At 61.4% G+C, this 22,660-nt stretch carries 13 protein-coding genes and 1 pseudogene; 9 read left to right on the forward strand and 5 right to left on the reverse strand.

The genetic code is table 11. The annotated features are described in order from the left end of the window. Positions 1–39: 39 nt before the first annotated feature. Both ileS and NKJ84_RS26555 read left to right on the forward strand, forming a co-directional pair. Positions 40–3,030 carry an isoleucine--tRNA ligase gene (ileS, locus tag NKJ84_RS26550; RefSeq protein ID WP_352479907.1) on the forward strand — a complete coding sequence of 997 codons (2,991 nt, stop codon included), beginning with the start codon at positions 40–42 and terminating at the stop codon, positions 3,028–3,030. A gap of 195 nt (positions 3,031–3,225) precedes the next feature. Further along, a complete protein-coding gene (locus NKJ84_RS26555; protein ID WP_352508897.1) occupies positions 3,226–3,906 on the forward strand; it encodes a hypothetical protein in 681 nt (226 codons plus the stop codon). Positions 3,907–3,977: 71 nt separating this feature from the next. Here the strand turns inward: NKJ84_RS26555 and NKJ84_RS26560 are convergent, their stop codons facing one another. Then, positions 3,978–4,430, reverse strand: coding sequence for a nucleoside deaminase (locus NKJ84_RS26560; protein ID WP_352479909.1), 453 nt, complete (start codon positions 4,428–4,430; stop codon positions 3,978–3,980). Between the two features lie 76 nt (positions 4,431–4,506). Between NKJ84_RS26560 and NKJ84_RS26565 the strand changes: the two genes are divergently transcribed. The 5 genes from NKJ84_RS26565 (at position 4,507) to NKJ84_RS26585 (ending at position 10,707) form a co-directional block, all read left to right on the forward strand. Beyond that, positions 4,507–6,432, forward strand: coding sequence for a pseudouridine synthase (locus tag NKJ84_RS26565; RefSeq protein ID WP_352508898.1), 1,926 nt, complete (start codon positions 4,507–4,509; stop codon positions 6,430–6,432). Beyond that, on the forward strand, positions 6,413–6,967 hold the full coding sequence (rsmD, locus tag NKJ84_RS26570) for a 16S rRNA (guanine(966)-N(2))-methyltransferase RsmD (protein ID WP_352508899.1): 555 nt from the start codon (positions 6,413–6,415) through the stop codon (positions 6,965–6,967). The genes NKJ84_RS26565 and rsmD overlap by 20 nt, the downstream gene beginning before the upstream one ends. A 98-nt stretch (positions 6,968–7,065) precedes the next feature. Continuing rightward, complete coding sequence (locus NKJ84_RS26575) at positions 7,066–8,430, forward strand: M16 family metallopeptidase (protein ID WP_352508900.1); 1,365 nt, start codon at positions 7,066–7,068, stop codon at positions 8,428–8,430. A 4-nt stretch (positions 8,431–8,434) separates the two neighbouring features. Continuing rightward, positions 8,435–9,847 (forward strand): M16 family metallopeptidase, encoded by a 1,413-nt coding sequence (locus NKJ84_RS26580; RefSeq protein ID WP_352508901.1) that lies wholly within the window; start codon positions 8,435–8,437, stop codon positions 9,845–9,847. Then, complete coding sequence (locus NKJ84_RS26585; protein ID WP_352508902.1) at positions 9,844–10,707, forward strand: patatin-like phospholipase family protein; 864 nt, start codon at positions 9,844–9,846, stop codon at positions 10,705–10,707. The genes NKJ84_RS26580 and NKJ84_RS26585 overlap by 4 nt, the downstream gene beginning before the upstream one ends. 244 nt (positions 10,708–10,951) lie before the next feature. Here the strand turns inward: NKJ84_RS26585 and NKJ84_RS26590 are convergent, their stop codons facing one another. From NKJ84_RS26590 to NKJ84_RS26605, 4 genes are all read right to left on the reverse strand, one after another. Continuing rightward, positions 10,952–11,488, reverse strand: a complete 537-nt coding sequence (locus tag NKJ84_RS26590; RefSeq protein ID WP_352508903.1) for a dihydrofolate reductase family protein — start codon at positions 11,486–11,488, stop codon at positions 10,952–10,954. Between the two features lie 223 nt (positions 11,489–11,711). Beyond that, entirely contained in the window at positions 11,712–13,442 is a 1,731-nt protein-coding gene (locus tag NKJ84_RS26595) for an adenylate/guanylate cyclase domain-containing protein (protein ID WP_352508904.1), read from the reverse strand. 78 nt (positions 13,443–13,520) lie between these two features. Continuing rightward, the gene (locus tag NKJ84_RS26600; RefSeq protein WP_352508908.1) at positions 13,521–13,943 is read right to left on the reverse strand and encodes a dihydrofolate reductase family protein; all 423 of its coding nucleotides are present in this window, start codon (positions 13,941–13,943) and stop codon (positions 13,521–13,523) included. A gap of 3 nt (positions 13,944–13,946) precedes the next feature. Continuing rightward, complete coding sequence (locus NKJ84_RS26605; RefSeq protein ID WP_352508905.1) at positions 13,947–20,213, reverse strand: hypothetical protein; 6,267 nt, start codon at positions 20,211–20,213, stop codon at positions 13,947–13,949. An 832-nt stretch (positions 20,214–21,045) separates the two neighbouring features. Here NKJ84_RS26605 and NKJ84_RS26610 point away from each other — a divergent pair. Next, positions 21,046–21,320 (forward strand): annotated as a pseudogene (locus tag NKJ84_RS26610) (LacI family DNA-binding transcriptional regulator); the annotation flags it as partial. A 156-nt stretch (positions 21,321–21,476) separates the two neighbouring features. Next, positions 21,477–22,660, forward strand: a 1,184-nt coding sequence (locus NKJ84_RS26615) for a DUF6600 domain-containing protein (protein WP_352508906.1), incomplete at its 3' end; no start/stop codon positions are given.

The following is a 22,660-nucleotide window of genomic DNA, read 5'->3' on the forward strand; positions in this document are numbered from 1 at the left end:
CCGGGCTCTTTTGCCGCCGGCAACGCATATGGCAGACGAATGACTGATACCGAGACCGCCGAGACGATCGACTATTCCAAAACGCTCTACCTGCCGCAGACGGATTTCCCGATGCGCGCCGGTTTGCCGGAAAAGGAACCGCTGCTGGTCAAGCGCTGGCAGGACATGGACCTTTACCGCAAGTTGCGCGAAGACGCAGCCGGCCGCGAAAAATACGTGCTGCACGACGGCCCGCCTTACGCCAATGGCAACATCCATATCGGCCACGCGCTGAACAAGATCCTCAAGGACGTCATCACCCGCTCGTTTCAGATGCGCGGCTATGACTCGAACTATGTACCCGGTTGGGATTGCCACGGCCTGCCGATTGAATGGAAGATCGAGGAGCAGTACCGCGCCAAGGGCAAGAACAAGGACGAGGTGCCGGTTAACGAGTTCCGGCAGGAATGCCGTGAGTTTGCGGCGCACTGGATCAAGGTGCAGGGTTCCGAGTTCCAGCGCCTCGGCGTCGTCGGCGACTTCGACAATCCCTATACGACGATGGCTTTCCACGCCGAGGCGCGCATCGCCGGCGAGCTGCTGAAATTCGCCATGTCCGGCCAGCTCTATCGCGGCTCCAAGCCGGTGATGTGGAGCGTCGTCGAACGCACCGCGCTGGCCGAGGCGGAGGTCGAATACCAGGACTATGAGTCGGACACGATCTGGGCGAAGTTTCCGGTCGTCAGCCTCGCTCGCCAGGTCATCAACATCGAGGATGGACAGCCAGCCCTGGATCCCAAGCTGACGCAGACGTCGCTCGATCTGCTTGATGCCAGCGTCGTCATCTGGACGACGACGCCGTGGACAATCCCCGGCAACCGCGCCGTCAATTACTCGCCGCGCATCAACTATGGTCTCTATGAGGTTACAGCGGCCGAGAACGCCTTTGGTCCCCAGCCCGGCGAAAAGCTGATCTTTGCCGAGAAACTTGCAGACGACGCTGCCGCGAAGGCCAAGGTCACCCTGAATCGGCTTCGCAACGTTGGCGCCGAAGAGCTTGAAAATCTTACGCTTTCGCATCCCCTCAAAAGTCTGGGTGGCGGCTACGATTTTCCCGTGCCCATGCTCGCCGGCGATCATGTCACCGACGATGCCGGCACCGGATTCGTCCACACCGCGCCGGGACACGGCCGCGAAGACTTTGACGCCTGGATGGATGCCGCCTCTGACCTTCGCCAGCGCGGCATCGACACTGCGATCCCCTTCACCGTTGACGATGCCGGCTTCTTCACCAAGGACGCGCCGGGCTTCGGCCCGCACCGCGAGGGTGGAGCGGCGCGCGTCATCGACGACAATGGCAAGAAGGGCAACGCCAACCAGGCTGTCATCGACGAGCTGATCAAGCGCAACGCGCTGTTCGCGCGCGGCCGCCTGAAGCACTCCTATCCGCATTCCTGGCGCTCGAAGAAGCCGATCATCTTCCGCAACACGCCCCAATGGTTCGTCTATATGGACCAGGAGCTTGGCGACGGCACGACGCTGCGCGGCCGCGCGCTGAAAGCCATCGACGATACCCGCTTCGTGCCCGCCGCCGGCCAGAACCGCATCCGCGCCATGATCGAGGAGCGCCCCGACTGGGTGCTGTCGCGCCAGCGCGCCTGGGGCGTGCCGATCGCCGTCTTTGCCGATGCCGACGGCAACGTGCTGCGCGACGAGGCAGTCAACCAGCGCATCATGGACGCCTTCGAGAAAGAAGGCGCCGACGCCTGGTTCGCCGCCGGCGCCAAGGAGCGGTTCCTCGGCAATCACGATGCCTCGAGATGGCAGCAGGTCATGGACATCCTCGATGTCTGGTTCGATTCAGGCTCGACGCATGCCTTCACGCTTGAGGACCGGCCCGACCTGAAATGGCCGGCCGACCTCTATCTCGAAGGCTCCGATCAGCATCGCGGCTGGTTCCACTCGTCGCTGCTCGAAAGCTGCGGCACCAGGGGCAGGGCGCCCTATGACACCGTTGTCACCCATGGCTTCACCATGGATGAGGAGGGGCGGAAAATGTCGAAGTCGCTCGGCAACACGGTCGTGCCGCAGGACGTCATCAAGCAGTCCGGCGCCGACATCTTGCGGCTGTGGGTGGTGACGACCGATTATTGGGAAGACCAACGGCTCGGCAAGAACGTGCTGCAGACCAATATCGACGCCTACCGCAAGCTGCGCAACACCATCCGCTGGATGCTGGGCACACTCGCCCATGACGACGGCGAGGAGGTGCCGCTGGACAAGATGCCGGAGCTGGAGCGGCTGATGCTGCACCGGCTCGCCGAACTCGATGAAGTCGTACGCTCGGGCTACGACGCGTTCGAATTCAAGCGCATCACCCGCGCGCTGCTCGACTTCATGGTGGTCGAGCTATCGGCCTTCTATTTCGACGTCCGCAAGGACGCGCTTTACTGCGAAGCGCCTTCCAGCGTGAAGCGCAAGGCTTCCGTGCAGGTGGTGCGCCATCTCTTCGACTGCCTGGTGAAATGGCTGGCGCCGATGCTGCCCTTCACTATGGAAGAGGCTTGGCTCGACCGTCATCCGGATGCGGTCTCGGTGCATCTCGACCAGTTCCCGAAAATCCCGGCGGACTGGAAGGACGAGGCGCTGGCGGAGAAGTGGCGCAAGGTGCGGCAGGTCCGCCGTGTCGTCACCGGCGCGCTGGAAATCGCCCGCGCGCAGAAGGTCATCGGCTCTTCGCTGGAAGCGGTGCCGGTCGTCACCCTCGACGATGCCGCGCTCGAAGCGGCGATCGCCGATGTCGATATGGCCGAGATGGCGATCACCAGCGATCTGGTAATCGTGCACGGCAAGGCGCCGGCGGGCAGCTTTACCCTCGACGACGTTAAAGGCGTCGCCGTGGTCGTCGAGAAGGCGGAGAACCGCGGCCTGGTGAAGTGCGCGCGCTCTTGGCGCTACACCGCCGATGTCGGCTCAGATCCGGAATTCCCGGATGTTTCGGCCCGTGACGCCGCTGTCCTGCATGAACTCAAGGCTTTGAGCCGCCTCTAAGGCGGTGCACAAATGCCACGGCGGGCAGCCGATCGGCCCCGGCGCGTTGCCCTTAACGAGTGGTTGAGGTAAACACGCGAAACTCCGGACGACAAATTGTCGCCGGAATTCCGTCGGAAGAGCATAGGCGACGGGGACCGGACCTTTCTTTGGCCGGCGGCAATCGAGAGGCTGTCTACAGTGGGACTTTTTGGCATGACCGAGAGAACTTACGCGCGCGTTGCGCTGCTGGCGCCGCTTGTCGTATCGGGCCTCGCCTTGTCCGGCTGCATGGGCTCGCCCACTTACGGGACCGACAAGCCTGCTGCCTCGCAGCTTGCCGACGACCTCACTGGGGCTTTTTCCTTTGCACCCAAGCGCAAGAACAACATCGACTACAAGCCGCGCCCCACGCTGGTGAAGCCAGGGCCGGGGCAGAAGGAAGTGTTGCCGCCGCCCCAGGAAAGCATCGAGACGGCAAGTGCCGAATGGCCCGAATCGCCGGAGCAGCGCCGTGCCCGCCTGCGCGCCGATGCCACCCTGCATCAGGACGACCCGGCCTACCAGGCGCAGATTGTCGATGACGTGCAGACCGACCCGGTGGCCGTCAAGGCCGCGATGGCGCAGTCGGCTTCGAGCCATCCGCCGGCCTGGACTCCAGCGGAGTCGGACAAGGGCCGCGCCGCGGAAGTCAAGCGCCGTCTGGCTGAAGGCAAACAGGGCGACCCGACCACCCGCAGATATCTGAGCGAGCCGCCGGTGCAATACCGCGCCGCCGCCCCCACCGCGCCGGTGGATGACCTCGGCGAGGATGAGTACAAGAAGGAACGCCGCCTCAAGAAGGAGGCGGCCGCCAAGAGCAAGAGCGGCGGCATGTTCGACTGGCTGCCTTGGTAGCCTGACAGCGCCAGAGACGTTCTTGCCTGGATTGGCTGACTTGGATTTGGACCGTCTGCCGGACTGGAAAATCAGGGTCCGCGTCGCTCGCGAAAAAAGTCTTTCAGCAGCGCTGCCGCAGCGTTCTCGGCCATGCCCGGATAGATGTCGGGCACATGGTGGCAGGTCGGCGACGTGAAGAAGCGAACGCCGTTGACCACTGCGCCGCCCTTCTCGTCGGCAGCGCCGAAATAGAGCCGGCGCAACCTGGCGAAGGAGATGGCGCCGGCGCACATGGCGCACGGCTCCAGCGTCACATAGAGATCGTGGCCGCTGAGCCGCTCGCTGGAAAGCTTGCGGCAGGCTTCGCGGATCGCCAGCATCTCGGCATGAGCGGTGGGATCGGCGAACTCGCGGGTGCGGTTGCCGGCACTCGCAACGACCGTATCGCCGCCGACGACGACCGCGCCAACCGGCACCTCGCCACGCTGGGCGGCGGCTTCGGCTTCTTTCAGCGCCAGCGCCATGAAATCCTGCCGCTTCACGCGGTTTCCATTCCGATTATCTCCTCGCCACTAGAGCGCGATCCTGTTACTACCCGCGCAAACGAGCAAAGGCCACATGGACGACAAAAACAAGAAATTCCCGCGCAAGGCCGGCCCGAAGCCGGCAGGGCCGCGTGGTCGCGATAGCGCTCCCGGCAAGGGCGGCAAGCCGTCCTTCGGCGCCAAAAAACCCTACACTCCGCGCGGCGACCGGCCGGCGGCGGCCGAAGGCGAACGGCCGAAGCGCGACTTCAAAGGCGACCGGCCATTCAGCAAAGGGCCGCGTCCGGAAGGCAAGCCTTATGAACAGCGCGAGGGTCCACGCAAGCCGTACGCACCGCGCGGCGACCGGCCAGCGGCGGCCGAAGGCGAACCGCCGAAGCGCGACTTCAAGGGCGGCGACCGGCCGTTCAGCAAAGGGCCGCGTCCGGAGGGCAAGCCTTATGAGAAGCGCGAAGGTCCGCGCAAGCCCTACGCGCCGCGCGGCGACCGGCCGGCCACTGCCGAAGGCGAGCACGGCGAATGGCGCTTCGACCGTCCCAAGCGTGACTTCGGCGATCGTCCCAAGCGTGATTTTGGCGGCGATCGGCCGCAAGGTGGACAAACGGCACGGGCGGGGTCGGACGGCGGCTTCAAGCCGCGCCCGCGTCGCGTCGAGCTAACGGAAGAAGCCGGCGAACGCATTGCCAAGCGGCTGGCGCGTGCCGGCCTGGCCTCGCGCCGCGACGCCGAGGAACTGATTGCGGCCGGTCGCGTCAAGGTCAATGGCAAGGTGTTGTCCTCGCCGGCCTTCAACGTGATGCCCGGCGACGTCATCCATCTCGACGGCATGGAGATCCCGCCGATCGAGCGCACCAGGCTGTTCCTGTTCCACAAACCGGCCGGCGTGGTCACCACCAACCGCGATCCCGAAGGCCGCAAGACCGTCTTCGATGTGCTGCCCCCCGGGCTGCCGCGGCTGATGACCATCGGCCGGCTCGACATCAACACCGAAGGCCTCCTGCTGCTCACCAATGATGGCGGCCTGTCGCGCGTCCTCGAACTGCCGGCCACCGGCTGGCTCAGGCGCTACCGCGTGCGCGTCCACGGCAAGGTCGAGGAAAGCGCGCTTGCCGGCCTGCGCGAAGGCCTTGCCGTCGACGGCGTCTTTTATGGCGCCATCGAAGCGACGCTCGACCGCGAGCAGGGCTCGAACGCCTGGCTGACACTCGGCCTGCGCGAAGGCAAGAACCGCGAGGTCAGGAACATCCTGGGCTCGCTCGGTCTCGACGTGACGCGGCTGATCCGCATTTCCTACGGGCCGTTCCAGCTCGATGATTTGCCGGAAGGCCATGTGCTGGAGATCAAGGGCCGTGTGCTGCGCGACCAACTCGGCGAGCGTCTGGTCGAAGAGTCCGGCGCCAATTTCGACGCCGATATCGCCAAGCCATTTTCCAACAAGCCGGTCAGGCGTGAGCGGGAGGAGGAGCCCGAGCGGCCGAAATTCAACCGCGACGGCGAACGCCGGCCGATCGGCGAGGGCGGCCTGATCAAGAACCGCAAGCGTCGCGAAGGCAGCCGCGACGAAGCGCTCGGCAAGCTGTCGACAAGCCCCGACAGGAGCTTTGGGCCGAAAAAGAGCTTTGGCGAGCGTGGCCCCAGACCTGAACGCAGCGACTTCGGGGACAAACCCCGTGGCGACAAGCCTCGTGGCGGCTTCGGTGGCAAGAAATCCGAACGGGAGCAGCGGCCGATCGAGCCGCCGGGCCAGCGCAAGGCCAATGTCTGGATGGCGCCGGGCGCACGGCCGATCGGCAAGGGCAGGGCGGAGGCAGACGCCGCCAAGACGGCAGAAAACAAGGCGCGCAAGGCCTCGTTCAAGCCGTCTTACGGCAAGCCCGGCGGCAAGCCGCAAGGCGGCGGTGCAAAGCCGTTCGGCAAGCCACGCGGCGAGCGTCAGGATGGCGGTGGCGACCGGCCGCGCGGCGGCCCGAAGGGAAGCAATGCGGATCGTCGGCGGTGAGTTTCGCGGGCGTCCGCTGGCGACGCCCCGCACCTTTGCCATCCGCCCGACGACCGACCGCACGCGTGAGGCGGTCTTCAACGTGCTGGCGCATCGCTTTCCCGAAAGACTGGACGGCGCGCGCGTCCTCGACCTGTTCGCCGGCACCGGTGCGCTCGGCCTCGAAGCGCTGTCGCGCGGCGCCTCCTACGCTGTCTTCATCGAAGAATCCGCCGAGGGGCGCGGCCTGATCCGCACCAATGTCGAGGCCTTCGGCCTCACCGGCCGCACCAAGATATTCCGCCGCGACGCGACGGCCCTGGGCGAGGCGGGCACCATCGCCGCATTCGGCCTGGTCTTCGCCGATCCGCCCTATGGCAAAGGCCTTGGCGAACGGGCCTTGCGCTCGGCCAAGGCCGGCGGCTGGCTCGCCCCCGGCGCGCTCTGCGTCGTCGAGGAAGCGACGGCGGCGCTGTTAGAGGCAGGGCCGGGCTTCTCGGTTGTCGACGAGCGCAACTATGGCGAGACGGTCATCCGGTTCATCGAGGCCGCCTGAGTTCGGTGTCCGCGATGGCGCCTTCAAAATGACGCACAATTCGCTTTGCCTCGACCTGCAACCCCGCCTATCGTCCCACCACCAAACCGGAGCCATCTATGACATTTCAGGCTGAATGGCTACGCGCAACGCTCTTGGGGCTGGCTCTGGTGATGGCCGCGCCGGCTCTGGCGGGCAACAATCCCGACGACGGCGTCGTGACCGATTTCCTGCTCGACAACGGCATGGAGGTCGTGGTCATCCCCGATCACCGCGCCCCGATCGTCACCCATATGGTCTGGTACAAGATCGGCAGCGCCGACGAGCCGCCGGGCAAGTCCGGCATCGCCCATTTCTTCGAGCATCTGATGTTCAAGGCGACCAGCAACCATGCGGCCGGCGAACTCGACCGCGCCGTCGCCGCCATCGGCGGCTCGGACAACGCCTTCACCTCCTACGACTACACCGCCTTTCACGAGACGGTGGTGCCGCAGGCGCTCGGTGAGATGATGGGCTTCGAGGCTGACCGCATGCGCAATCTCATCCTCAACGACGATGTCATCAAGACGGAGCGCGACGTCATCCTCGAGGAGCGCCGCTCGCGCATCGACTCCAATCCGCAGGCGGTGCTCGACGAGGAAGTCGATGCCACGCTGTGGCAGAACCAGCCCTACCGCATCCCGGTCATCGGCTGGATGCAGGAGATGGAGAAGCTGAACCGCACCGACGCGATGGCCTTCTACAACAAATATTATACACCCAATAACGCCGTGCTGGTGGTGGCCGGCGATGTCGAGCCGGAAACGGTCAAGGCGCTGGCCGAAAAGACCTATGGCAAGGTCGCGCGCGGCCCGGATCTGCCGCCGCGCATCCGCCCGGTCGAGCCGGAACAGAACACCAGGCGTACGGTGACGCTGACCGACGGGCGCGTCAGCGTGCCGAGCTTTACCACGCAATGGGTGGTCCCGTCCTATCACACGGCAAAGCCCGGCGAAGCCGAAGCGCTCGACGTGCTGTCCGAAATCCTCGGCGGCGGCAACCGCAGCCGGCTCTACCAGGAGCTTGTCGTCAGGCAAGGCATCGCCGCGACGGCCGGCGCCTTCTTCCAGGGCACCATGCTCGACGACACCAATTTCACCGTCTACGGCGCGCCGCGCGGCGATGCCAAGCTTGCCGACGTCGAGGCCGCGGTCGACGCCGAGATCGCCCGCATCGCCAAAGACGGCGTCACCAGCGACGAGCTGGAAAAATCCAAGGACCGTTTCGTACGCTCGATGATCTTCGCCCGCGACAAGCAGGAGGACATGGCCAACATCTATGGCTCGACGCTCGCCACCGGCGGCAACGTCCAGGACGTTCAGCAATGGCCGGACCGCATCCGCAAGGTCACCGCCGACCAGGTCAAGGCGGTCGCTGCCCGCTATCTCAATCTCGACCACGCAACGACCGGCTATCTTCTGCCGCAAACCCAAGCTGGGAATTGATGTGATGATGAGCCAGCATGGTCCCGCTCTGCCTTCTCCCCTCGTGGGCTCCTCCCCTTCTCCCCCAGGGGGAGAAGGGAAGCGCCAGCACGCCGGCCAGATTCTAGCGACCCTGTTCCTTTCCCTCGTCTTCCTCGTCCTGCCGGCGCTTTCCGCTCGCGCCGCCATGGACATCCAGGAGGTGACCTCGCCGAAGGGCATTACCGCCTGGCTGGTGGAGGACTATTCGGTGCCGATCGTCGCCATCCGCTTCGTTTTCGATGGCGGCGCGACGCAGGATCCGCCCGGTAAGGAAGGGCTTGCCAATCTGATGAGCGGCCTGTTCGACGAAGGTGCCGGCAACCTCGACAGCGAGGCCTTCCAGATCAAGCTTGACGAGGTCGGCGCCGAGATGAGCTTCGATGCGCAGCGCGATGGCATTTACGGTTCGATGCGCATGCTGGCCGACCAGCGCGACGGCGCCTTCGACCTGCTGCGCGTGGCGGTCAACCAGCCGCGCTTCGACCAGGTGCCGATCGACCGCATCCGCGCGCAAATCCTGTCCGGCATCATCGCCAGCGAGCGCGATCCCGATACGCTCGCCCAACGCAAATGGCTGGACGCGATCTATGGCAGGCATCCCTATGCGCGACCCGACCAGGGCACCAGGCAGAGCATCGCGACGATCACGCCGGCCGATCTCAGCGCCTTCCACAAGGCAAATTTCGCCCGCGACGGCCTGCATGTCGCGGTGGTCGGCGCCATCGATGCCGAGACGCTGAAGCAGAAGCTCGACCTGGTGTTCGGCAGCTTGCCGGAAAAGCAGGCGCTGACGCCCGTTCCCGACATCGACCTGAAGCTTGGTCAGCAGCTCGAGGTCGTGTACGACCAGCCGCAGGCCTCGCTGCAGCTCGCCTATCCCGGCGTGAAGCGGAATGCGCCGGATTTTTTCGCCGCGGTGCTGATGAACGAGATCCTCGGCGGCGGCACCTTCACCTCGCGGCTGTTCGACGAGGTGCGCGAAAAGCGCGGCCTGGCCTACAGCGTCAGCTCCGACCTCGTCGACCACCAGCATTCCGAGGCGCTGTCCATCACCACCTCGACCCGCGCCGACAGGGCGGCCGAGACGCTGGCCGTGGTGCGCGACGTGGTCAAGCGCATGGCCGAGGAGGGGCCGACCGAAGCCGAGCTGGCGGCGACCAAGAAATACATGATCGGTGCCTATGCCATCAACAATCTGAATTCCTCGGGCGCGATCGCCTCAACGCTGGTCGAGATCCAGCTCGGCAAGCTCGGCATCGACTACATGCAGCGCCGCGCCGCCCTGATCAACGCGGTGACGCAGGACCAGGTGAAAGCGGTGGCGAAAAAGCTGCTCTCCGCCGAGCCGGCCGTCATGGTGGTCGGGCCGAAGCTAGGCGCGGCCAACAAGGGATGAGCCCTAGCTTCGGCATCGCCTTTGGCGGCGGCGGCGCGCGCGGGCTGGCGCATATCCATGTTATCGAGGCGCTTGACGAGCTGGGCATCAGGCCGGCGGCAATCGCCGGCTCGTCGATCGGCGCCATCATGGGCGCCGGCATGGCCTCTGGTATGACCGGCAAGGACATCCACGACTATGCGCGCTCGATCCTCGGCCGGCGCGCCGAGGTGGCGACGCGCATGTGGCGGGCGCGGCCCGGCACTTTTGCCGAGGCAATGCAGGGCGGCCTGCGGGTCAGCCAGTTCAATGTCGAGCGCATCCTCAAGGCGTTCCTGCCCGATGCCATTCCCGAGACCTTCGCCGAACTCAAAATACCGCTGAAGGTGACGGCAACGGATTTTTATGGCCACAAGCTCGCGGTGTTGGCCGAAGGCGAACTGCCTTCGGCGCTGGCCGCCTCGGCGGCGATTCCGGCGGTGTTCCGCCCGGTGATGCGCGACGGCAGGATGCTGATCGACGGCGGCATCTACAATCCCGTGCCATTCGACCTGATCGAGCTCGACGCCGACATCATCATTGCCGTCGACGTGGTCGGCGCGCCGACCGAGGCGGGCCGCAAATTCCCGACCTCCGTCGACCTGATGTTCGGCGCCACGCAGCTGATGATGCAGTCGATCATCGCCAGCAAGCTGAACCAGAGCCGGCCCGACATATTGGTCCGGCCGGCGGTGTCGAAATACCGGGTGCTCGATTTCATGAAGATCGAGGCGCTGATGGCCGAGACGGTTGCGATCAAGGACGAGCTGAAGCGCGAGGTGGAGCAGGCGCTGAAGGCGAGGGAAGACGCTGCGGTCGAGGGCAGGCAGCGGAAGGTGTAGGGCGCGTGCCGGCAGCTTGAATCTCAGATGCCTACGTTCCTTCGCGCCCCCCTCTGTCCTACCGGACATCTCCCCCTCAAGGGGGGAGATTGGCAGCTTCCCTCACACCGCCTGTTCTGCAACGTTGAATGTTGGCGAAAACCGGCGTGACATCCAATCTCCCCACTTGAGGGGGAGATGCCCGGCAGGGCAGAGGGGGGCGCTGCCCGACTTATCGATGAAAGCGCAACTGCACCGAAGCGCATCACGCCGTCCCAGCCGCATACTCCAGCGCCACCACGCCGTTGCTGAATTGCGTGGCCGAGATCAGCTCGAGCGGCAATTGCGCGCCGGGCGGGAACAGCAGCTTGCCCTGGCCGACGGCACCGGGGTAGCTGAGCAGCCTGATGCGGTCGACCAGGCCGTTGCGCAGCAATTCCTGCGCAACGCTGAGGCTGCCATGAACATAGATGTTGCCGCCGCTGCCTTGCTTCAGCCCTCTGACCGCTTCCGGCAACGCGCCCTGCAGCAGCTCGGCCGGCTGCCAGTCGAGCGCCTGCAAGCTGGTCGAGGCGATATATTTCGGCAGCGCGTTGAACCGGTCGGCGAAGTCTCCTGTCTCCTTGGGCCACGAGCCGGCAAAAATCTCATAGGTCGTGCGCCCCAACAGCATGGCGCCGCTGTCGGCAAGCTCGTCCTCCTTGAATTTCTGCATCTCATCGTTCCAGGCGACGCTCGGCAGCTTCTCGACCTCGGCGATGCCGTCGACGCTGATGAATTCGGTGACGATGAGTTTTCGCATGGCGGGTTCCTTTCTGCCGAGCGCGGGTCTTGTGCGATTGCAGAGTCAACTAGCGCGGCGCCTTTTCAGGGGGAGGGCTTTCCTGTCTGCTTCCAAAGACCGATACCGTGGGAAAAGCTTCTCCGACCCGCCCGCCGTTCGGTCATGCCACAAGGTCCGCGTCGGGTGGGGCCGGTCTTTGTTGCCTGTCCCCGATTGGATCTGGTTCGTAGTTACGGGCTGCCTACAGCTTGGCAATACCGGCTTTCAGCAGTCCTTCGCGGATGTGCTGCACATCGGACTCCTGGGCATAGTGCAGGGTGGCGATGAATGAATCGAGGTCGAATTGGGGATCGAGCGTTCTGATCTTGCCCAGATGCGCCGCGGCAGCGATTTCGTCGCCGAGCCAGCCGTAGCAGGCAGCGGCGAAAGCGTGCTGAGCCGCGTCCATGGTTGACAGATGCATGAAAGCTTCGATCGCCTCGCCATACTGGCGCGCGGCGAAATGCGCCTTTCCCAGATGGCTCCAGAACCTCTCCGGGTGGTGCGGGTTCAACTGCATTGCCTTGCGGATCCATTCAATTCCCTCTTCCGGCCTCCCCAGCCACGTCAATAACTCGCCTTGCTGCACCACCACGAGGTCGTAATTGGGATTGAGGGCCAGCGCCCGCTCTTGATGGTAGCGCGCAGTGGTCAGCTCATTGTTGTTCACGTTCACTGCCGCGAGAATGCGGTGGACATCGGCATCGTTGTTGTCTAGCGCCAGCGCCCTGTCGAGCGCTGCCATAATGTTGTTCCAGACGGCATCCCTGTCTTCGCACCAGTTATGGACCCAGGCCTGGCCAAGAATGCAGGCCCGCCAGGCATGGGCATGGGCATAATCGGGGTCGAGCGCGACGGCCCTTTCTATCAAGGTTCGCGCGCGTTCATTATCCGCAATCGTGCTTCGGTGATGCAGCACCTTGGCAGCGAGCACACATTCATACGCGGCCATGTTTGCAGGTTTCGCCCGCGCGAGCTGGTCCCGCTGAGCCGCCTCGACACGACCGGGCAGCGTGGCTGCGATCGCCGCCGTCACCTCATCCTGAATCGCGAATATGTCGACCAGCTTCCGGTCATACTTGTCTGCCCAGATATGAGCGTCATTCGCCGTGTCGATGAGCTGAACCGTCACGCGCACCCTCTCGCCGATCTTGCGGACGCTTCCCTCCACCAGATATTGGACCTCGAGTTTCTCGGCCACCTCGCGCACATTCACGGCGCGGTTCTTGTAGACGAAGCTGGAATTGCGCGAGATGACGAACAACTCATGGTGGCGGGACAGTTCGGTGATGATGTCCTCGGTCAGTCCGTCCGCGAAAAATTCCTGCTCGGGGTCGCCGCTCATGTTGGTGAATGGCAGCACCACTATTGAAGGTTTCGAGATGGATCGCTTTGCCTCGACTTCCGGCAGGACAGGACTGTCAAGCCCGATGCGATAGAGGCGAACCGGGCGGCTGATGTTCTTCAACGTCTTCTCGCCCAGGTCCTCCATGGCAATTTCGAGACGGTCGGCAATTTGGGTCGCCACCGCTGCGGTCACGCAGATACCGCCGACGTCGGCGAGTTGCTCGATGCGCGAGGCAATATTGACGCCGTCGCCGAAAATGTCCTCATCGTCGAAAATGATGTCGCCGAGATTTATGCCGATCCTGAATTCGATACGCCGTTCTTGGGGCACATCCGAATTGCGCCGTTTCATGCGCTGTTGGATTTCCACGGCGCATTTCACGGCATCGGTCACGCTCTGGAACTCAACGAGCATGCCGTCTCCGGTGGTCTTGATGATCCGGCCCTTGTTCTTAGCGATAGCGGGATCGACCAGTTCTATGCGATGGGTCCGAAGGCGTGCGAGCGTGCCGGATTCGTCGGCTTCCATTAGCCGGCTGTAGCCCGCCATATCGGCAGCCAGAATTGCGGCTAGTCTCTGTTCCATCGCTGAACCAAAAACCAAGCCTACGCTTCCTGGGCCGCCAAATCCAGCAATTTGGGCTTGTGGCTGAATCAAGTCTTCCTACCGCAGCAGCAGGAAAGGGCGGATCAGAACCTTCCGCCTGGTGGCTGCCAACTCGATCGTATCAATGGCGGGAGGCGCGGCGCCGAGCTCGTCGAGGCGACATATTTCGGCGGCGCGTTGAACCGGTCGGCAAAGTCTCCGGTTCCGTGGGGGCCACGAGCCGACAAAGATCTCATAGCGCCCCAAAAGCATGGCGCCGCTGTCGGCAAGCTCGTCCTCCTTGAATTTTTTTTGCATCTCATCGTTCCAGGTCACGCCCGGCAGCGTCTCGACCTCGGCAATGCCGTCGACGCTGATGAATTCGGTGACGATGAGTTTTGGCAGGGCGGGCTCCTTTCTGGCAGAGGACGGACGGCACGGCCTGGTGCGACAGACTCCGAAAAAGAGCGCAACGTGCGGTGTCGGTCGGCCTAACTGAATGAGCTATTCTTTGGCCTCCTGGCGTGGCTTCTGCCAGCGTTTCGACTGCTTGACCGACCCCAATGCCGCAATGGTTCGAAGCCGTATGGCAAAGTCGTGGGCGTCGTACTGACCGAGTTTTGCCACGGCATCGATTTGCGCTGACGTCGGTTCGATAACCTTTACATTGAGCTGCTTATCCAGGACCGCAATCATGAATGAGTATGTGAACTTGCCCTCTTCGCTGGCTTCATCGCCATACCGCTTCCGCTCGTGGTAGCGTTGGAGCTTGACCAATAGGATCAGATTTCGATCGAGCTCTTTTAGCATCCGCGCAAGGAACGAACGATCACAATAGAGTGCATGTCCATCCTGCCGGTTCTCACTTTCACCCTCACCTTGCCAGCCGCCCCACCCTTCGTACCGGAACGCGACCGAACGACTTTTATCGATCCATGCATGAGACCAAGGCTTCGTCACCGAGAGCTGGAAGTTGGTAATGACGGATGCCGAAGGGCGGTAAGTTGATAGCGCCGTTGGCGCCCCAAACGGATCGTATCTGTCCAGATTCTCCGACTTCTGCGCGTGTGTGATCCACGGATCGCAGGGCTGCATGCCGTCGCGGCGGAAGCCTGGTTCTTCTTCATCGTACGTTTCATAGAACGGCAGCCACATATGGAACGATGGTGACGTTGCCACGGCAAGAGCCGCCAACTCAGCATTCGCTGGAGCAACGAGGGCGGACATGACACTGCAAGTCACACTGTCTGGTGACGACCATGATGCCTGCACGATTGTATTTTTTGACAATGGCTCGCCGAGGCCTGCAAGGGTCGCCAAAAATCGCTTGTCATCTATTGGTAGATCGCGTTCGGCCTCTGGCCCGGTGCCGGTTCTAAGATCGTTGAGCGCCACCAACGGATACCTACTAGTTCCGTCGGAGATCCAATATCCATCCTCGCGCGTGACGCGATACTCCGATAACCAGTTTTGCCAGGGATCGTCATAGTAGCTTTCGTCAGTAATCGGCCGCTCTAAAAGCAGCTGCCCTCCGACCACAGCCAGTGCGTGCCACGCAAGATAGGTGCCGTGCGATTGATGGGCGTCATCGGTAGGCCGATAATATCCGCGCTGGCTAGACGGACGTTCCCTGCCGGAGAAATCATTCATTGAGGTCACGCCGGGCCCCCACTTGCGTACCAACTCGTGGCAGAGGTCGTTTATCTTCCATTTCGGAAGGCCGAAGACTCTGGCAAGATTGTCAATATTTTGCTTCTCAAAATCGTAGTCGAAATAAAAGCGCGGTTCCGGCTCAGGAATATCCTTGGGCCGTTTCCAAGGAAAATCATCCGCCCCCTTGTTGCGAGTTTTGGCAACTGGAAACTTGGATACGTTTATCTTGGCGATCCTGGAAATTAGTTTCTTGGCGTCCATATCGCGTTTTCCTGCAAAGCAGTGTCGCAACGCCTTGCACGCGGCCTCGCGTAGGCCCGCATGTGGAAACATGTCGTCAAAAGCGATCGCTTCCAGCCTCGGACGAAAGCGAATGATCACATCGGGAGAATCTAAAGCGACACGGGCAACGGCTAGTAGAAACCATAACTGGGCGTGATAGCTAAAGAAGGGAAGTGAGCGATCCTGAAATGCCCCCGCATCTGGCGCGTCGAACAAGATAAACATGCGTTCAATGATGCCCCACCGTTGATAACGCGCAATCGAACGCAGAGCATGCGCTGCACGCCATCGCTCTCTTGCGATCGGCGAGCCGAGACGAAACCACAGCAGGCCAGCGGCGATGCTGTCGGCGTCCGTTCCAGCGTCCAGCTCATCTCGCCACGGCCCATCACCAATCGGATCGGCCAGCCTTGCGGCGCCGCTATCAAGTAGACGCTCAAGCGCAATCCGGGGAACGGCAGCATCGGCCCGCTTTGAAAGAATGGTTGCAATGCTCAGCCACGTCATTGCCGCAGCATTTAGTTCACGGGTCGTCGCTGCCTCGACCAGCGCAATGGCGAGTTCATCAATCGGGACGCTCGTCAACTCTGACAATTTGAAGAGGTCAGAACCAAAGCCCCATTTCCTGTTTAGCAATTCTTCGGTGTGTTCCCGCACCAGCCGCAGGCCAATTCCAGAAAGTGCCACTAGTTGGCTCGGGGAGTCTTGCGTCCATTCGTCCTTGATTGCTTGTAAAAGATCGTTCTTTTGGAACAATCCCAGGTTTCGCGCAGCGACAATGACGTCGATGTGCTTTGCACGGTCTCCGTAGAGAACCCGATCGCGTAGTGCCTTGTAGGCGTCAGATTTTTTGTAGGGCCAGCCGGATAATGCGTCTAGCTTTTCGACAAAGCTCTCAAATGACGCAGGATCGGTTGGGTTTACATCTGCCAATGCCTCTTTTAACGCGGTCTGCCGCTCAGCATCTTTACGGGTGATATTGCGATCACTAAGCCCAGATGCTGACGAACGATTTTCCGTCTCGACCTTTCGCGGCGCTACGCCTCGCTGCGTTAACAGCCTGATGCGCTCAGCGAATTTCGCAGCGAGTTTTGGATTGGAGCCAAATGCCTGACCGAGCTCATTGAGGTAATGGCTGGACGATCTGCCCGGAAAGGAATGCTCGTATTGATCGAGGACTTCTTGCAGCATTGGCTCAGTAGCATCCCGCCCGATCATGGCCTTCACCAGGTCATGCCATCCCCAATTCATCAAGACCTCGGGATCAACCAACCAGAGTAGCGATACACCAATCGCCGGGCTTAGAGCGCTGTTCTTCACAAGGTATGTCAGCGCAGATGGCAAGGTTAGGCTTAGATCGACTTTGTCGCGGTCATGCCACCGGGCAATCTGCGCCAGGTAAGTGGCGCCTGACGCGCGCGTAAGTGCCCGCGCGGTGAGAGGCCAGTGCCATTTGTGCGAGTCATACACGTTGATCTCGCATATCTTAGCCAGGCGAAGCGCCAGCTCCGGCTTCAACCGACCATCGCGCAAGGTGGCCGTAAAGTTCAGAAGTTCATTGGCAAACTCATAGTCGCCCGAGCCTATGGCATCGAGTTCCCTCAGCCCCCGCTTGAAGATTAGCGCAGACTCGGCGAGATTTGCTTGCAGCAACGCACGCGACAAGCTGGCGAACAGTTGGCTGCGACGCTGTACGTCGTCCTCACGTTCGACAAGCCGAATTGCCAGCACCGCCAACTTTCCGGCTTCGTTGTGACAGCTGCGTGTTGCTGCGAACCGCTTTACAACGCGAATGACGCTTTCCGGTGCTAGTACCTCGCAACGCTCCAGGCATGAGGACAACCGTCTGGCCGAATCGGGAATGGCCAACTCGAGTGCCGCAAACATCTCGATTGCACACCCTTTGAAGAGAGCGTCTGTGAATCGAAGCTGTTCTCTCTGCACATAGGCACCTCGCCTACTTGCATTGGTTTGAGCCGCCTCCCACGCATCGAGAAAGGCCAGTGTTGTACTATGAGCTTCGGTTTTCTTAGGCGCCGCAATTATGGACGTGAGCAGCCTCACCAAGGCGAGGAGGGGAATGACACCATCGGAAATTTTTTCGGATGCATGATACCTGTCAGATGACGACAGGGTGCTTTTCTTGCGCCGTTCCTCGATTTCTACCGATGCCTCTGCTTTTGACTTCTCCAGCTCCTTCAAGCGTTCGCTGAGGAGCTTTTGCTGGGCCTCATCGGTCGTAGGCCGTGGTGCGTCCTCGACCAACATCCAAAGTTCTTTGGGCAGGCAATCGAAGAATTCGGCTGTCCGAGATTCGTTCGCGCAGCGTGCGGCGACACTCAATGCAAAAGGGATGAGTAGATCGATGTGCCACGCCTCGCGTAGCAACCACATGCCATATCGTTGTGGTGCGACGACCTGAATGGTACGATCTGCTTCCTCCACCATGCCAAGGCTTGCCATGCGGACGGCACAGCGTAGCATAGCTTTTCGGTAGGTATCTCGGTGCGCATTGCCGGCATATTCCTCGGGAAAGTGCTCGCTGGGCTTCAGCCTTGCGGCGAGCTTCTTCAGTAGAGTTTTTGCGCGAGAGGGAGATACGAAGCCAGGGAAGGCTGTGAATGCCGCTGCAATCAAAGCGGGTGGCGCTTTTGCCAACGAGACCACTTTGTTCACGGTTTCTATAAGCTTCGGGAGGTTGCCGAGTACTTCTGTGGCCACGCAATGTTCGAATAGGCGGCTCGCTATCAGAAACCCATAGAAGGGCTTCCAATGACCAATGTATCGAGCGGCGTTGGCCGGTCGACTCCTTGCTAAGAGATAGAACGCGATCGACGCGTAGTCGTCGTGATCTGGTCCACCTCCTCCATTTGACTCCTTGTCCTGGTTGCTATGCCACCGGTGCCAATTATCCGCCCTCACGGCATGACCATAAGCTTCGGCGGCATCGCCATCGGCCAAATAGGCTACCGCCAATCGAGCATGGCGCGTGCCCGGCCAGCCTGTTCGTGCCTCGAACAGACGCCGAAGCGCTTCGGGGTCACCCAGACCGACTACAAGGTCGGGCTCTTCAAGCAGATAGTCCTCGCCGCGTTCATCAACGATGACCAGCGAAGCGAGCTCCACCAGGAGGTCAACGGTGGCGCTAAAGTCTCGGTCCTTTGCCGCTGCCCCTACCGCCGTCCGCAATCTGTTGAGCCGAATTGCCCGCTTCGCAAGATCGCTATCGAGTTCGGGAGGAAACCGTGTGTCGAAGGCAAGGCTCCGCAACAGGTCGGTTTTGCCCATAGCGAAGAGCAAGCCGGGAAGCGACCGAGCGGCGTAAACCGAAGAGACCTGCGCGTCTCTTAAACGAGCCACAACTCCGTCGAGAAGGGAGAGCTGCTGCCCATAGGTCTGACGGACCAGCGTTTCGGTCGGCTCATCGCGAAAGATAAGGCCGTGCCTTGTGCGCTCCAGTAGTGGCGAGAGATCCGCAGCAAAGCTCTCCACCTCGGACACAGTGATTCCAAATGCCGTTGCGATCTCATCGGTAGGAACTGGTGGGGGCAGTACGGACAAGGCGCAGAGGAAAGCCGCAATCTCTTGGCGAGTACTGCCCTTGTCGTCAGCCAGGGATATCGCTTTTTCAATCCGCTGGCGGATGAGATCGTTCAGGTCGATATCGGTGGTAATGGTGTCGACCTCGGCGAGTGACCGATCGGGTTCGATCAAATTGGCCATTACTCGTGGATTGCCATTTGACCGACGGTGGATAGCCTCGACCTGGGCTAGGGTGGCTTCCGGGCGACGCTTTTCGATGAAGGAACGGCTCTCGGCAGAAGAGAACGCATTAAGTGCGAAGTCACTGCACTGACTTCGGCCGATTGCCATTGCGCGCCGTTCGGGCCGACCCGTGGCAACGCAAACCAGGCCGTCGACGGGCGAAGACAGGTGCGAAAGACCTTCCAGCAACATCTGAGGGAACGAAGCTTGTCCTCTATCCCTCGCTTCCATTCCGGCATTGTCGGCAGCGTCGATGATAATAACCAAACGCGCCTTCGGTCGAGCGCGGCGTACAACCTCAATCGCCTGTCCAAACCGTTCGATGCTTCGTCGTACTACTTCGGTCGGATCGGAGGCGCCCGGTAGAATCGGATCGCATAGGCCGCGACAGGCAAGTTCGTTGACGATATGCATCAATCCCCGTTCGGGGCGATGTCGAACATCTAGGGGCGAGCGATAGGCGCCGCCTCCGAAACAATCAAAGACCACGACTTCATCAACCGTGCCGAGCCGGGCTGCCGCACTCTGCACAAACACGGTCTTTCCGACGCCGCCGGTGGCGTGGACAAACCATAAGCCGGAGCTCGCCATGCCGTCGATGAAGCATTGCAGCTGTTCACGTTCAACGATCGGGCCAGGCTCGGCAAACGCCTGTGGCGTTGGAAGCAGATCGCTTTCGTGTGCGATTCTTAGCGCTGCCAATACGTCAATATTGATGATGACGTTGTTGTTGTGACCTGAGTGACCTGCCTTGTTGCGCACAAGCTGCTGAAGCTCTCCCAATCTGGCACGTGCCAACACATCGTTGGAAGCAGACCAATCGGCGACGATTCGGGCATTGCCCTTTTCGACGGCGTTTAGGTCGCCTCCTCCGCCAATGAGTGACACCTTTGCCGCAAACGCCTTGCGATGGTCGCCATCCAAGGGAATGACAGCTAAGATTTGATTGTATTGGGCGCGAACGTTTTTCTTGGAGGGCACGGTTCCTTCGGCCAACGCAGATATTGCATCGGCCAGATCGGAACCCACGGGTCGATTAGTATAGATCGCATAAGCAATCTTGCCCGCCACATTTGCTTGGTCGGGTTTCGACAGAAAGCCGGCCTCCGACTTAGCAAATTCCCAAGCGTCTTAGCTACATCGGAGGCCAGAAATTTCGTGGTTTCTCTGGCAATAGAATACTTGAACTGCGCTATTTCTATGCGCGTAGCATCCTGAAAGTTGGGAACGGCACCAAAATAGAACGTGGCATCCGCAATCTCGATAGTGTCCTGGCTGGCGCCTTTTTGATCTTCAACTGCCAATCCCTCCACGGCGATTCCGCAAAGTTGGTCGTGCGGAAGCAGCAAGCCAAGCGCGCGCCTCGCCAACCATGCTTCGTGGTATTGGTGCCCGTCGCGTGAGGCACGTACCTTATCGACGGCAATGTTTGCCATAGGTCTCCATACCTTCGGTTGACGAGCTTGCTAGTTGACGCCAGCGCCGAAGGGGAGGCGGGTCAATCAATAAAACAGAATCGCAATCTCGAATCTAATTCCCAAAAATGTTTCAGTGCAATCCTCGACTAGTAATGTTTACTTGTGGGAAAGCGCACACCGAAACAACGCGCACCGCACTATGATTCTCGTGAAGCTGCTAGGGCGCTGGCACCTAGATGGTAGGGAAGACCGAGCGACCTAATGTCCGCTTCGTGCGCAACGCGGTCGTACACGACGGCACCTGGCAAGAAATCTCGGACGCCCATAACTAGGCCATTACCCCTTGCCAAACCCCTCCACCTTCCCCTAATCTTCCTCTGAGAAAACCTTTTCCCAAATCGCGTCGCATCCGCTGACCTCACCATCCAGCGTTTTGCAGGGCTATAAGAGAAAAGCTTTTCTCACCTGGGAGGATCGATATCCAAATCAGGGCGTCCGACGCCCAGCCAGCGCCCACCAAGACCCCCGTCACTCTCCGCGAGGTGGCGGCACTCGCCGGCGTCAGCGTTGCCACGGCCTCAAAAGCGCTGAACGGGCAGGGGCGGATGACGGCCGAGACGCGGACCCGCATTCGCGAGACGGCGCAGCGGCTTGGCTTTCGCCCCAACAGCCTGGCGCAGAGCCTGTCGCGGCGGCTCCCTTACCGTCGGGCCCGCTGACCAACGACCTATCGCCGCGTCTTCGGCGCGCATTGGTGACGGTTCACCGCCTCCATGACGCAACTCTGATGTCTATTATCATCGTGCGATGCCAAGCCGTTGCGTGAGCGGATGCGGGTAACATCGGCGAAATGGAACAATCCGGCAGCCGGCGGGTTTGTAGGATGAAGGGCGATCTGTTTCGGAGGAAGATTACGATGAAACGCGTCCTTGCCCAACATGCGGTGCGACTGATGCTCGGCGCCGCCTGCCTGCTCACAGTTGTCGAGATTCCCAACCCAATTGCGCCGTTGTCGCTTGTGTCCGAGGCAAGGGCTGCCACCACCGTTTCGATCAGCACATTCTACGAAGAGCTGTCTTCCTATGGTGATTGGGTCTCGTATCACGGAGCGACCGTTTTCGTGCCGGTTGATGTGCCTGACGATTGGCGTCCGTATACCGTTGGACACTGGGCCTATACCGAGCAGTATGGCTGGCTGTGGGTATCGGACGAGCCATTCGGCTGGGCGACGTACCATTACGGCCGGTGGGGCTATGCCGACGATATCGGCTGGTACTGGGTTCCGGGCACTCGTTGGGCGCCGGCATGGGTGAGTTGGCGTCGTGACAGGGAGCACATGATTTGGGCTCCGCTGCCGCCGCGCCGCGATCCGGATTTGATTTCAATCGAGGTGACCTTCGACACGACGCCGGATTATTACTGGGTTGTGGTCCCCACCCGCGAATTCCTTGCTGCGGACATTTCTACCGTCGTTATACGTGATGAGCCGGAGTTTGTGCGCATCGTCGAGGCGGCCGAGCCGGCCGGCGACGTGACGATCCGGAACAACGTGGTGATCAACAAAGTCATTGATGTCGATGTGATCGAAAAGGAGACGAACCAGAAGGTGACTGCCGTCAAGGTCAGCAAGACCGACGCGCCCGAGCAGTCCGGCAAACTGGAAAACGATACGGTCGCTGTCTTTGAGGGCGAGGTGAAAGCCGACCCTAAGGCCAAACCAGCTAAGCTCAAAGACATCGAGGAGGTGAAGCAGGTTCAGGCTGGCCGGAAATCGAAGCCGACCGAAGGTGCTGCATCGACCGAGCAGGCCAAGCCCGAAGAAACCGCCAAGCCTGAGAAGCCGAAGGTCGGCGAGCAGCCCGCCGCCGAGCAGCAGCAGGGCGAGCCGGAACAGGCGGCCAAGCCTGAGAAGCAGAAGACCAAGAAGCAGCCCGCCGCCGAGCAGCAACAGGCCGAGCCGGAACAGACGGCCAAGCCTGAGAAGCCGAAGACCAAGAAGCAGCCCGCCGCCGAGCAGCAGCAGGGCGAGCCGGAACAGGCGGCCAAGCCTGAGAAGCAGAAGACCAAGAAGCAGCCCGCCGCCGAGCAGCAACAGGCCGA

The sequence above is a fragment of the Mesorhizobium sp. M0048 genome, assembly GCF_040323405.1.
Taxonomy (GTDB): domain Bacteria; phylum Pseudomonadota; class Alphaproteobacteria; order Rhizobiales; family Rhizobiaceae; genus Mesorhizobium.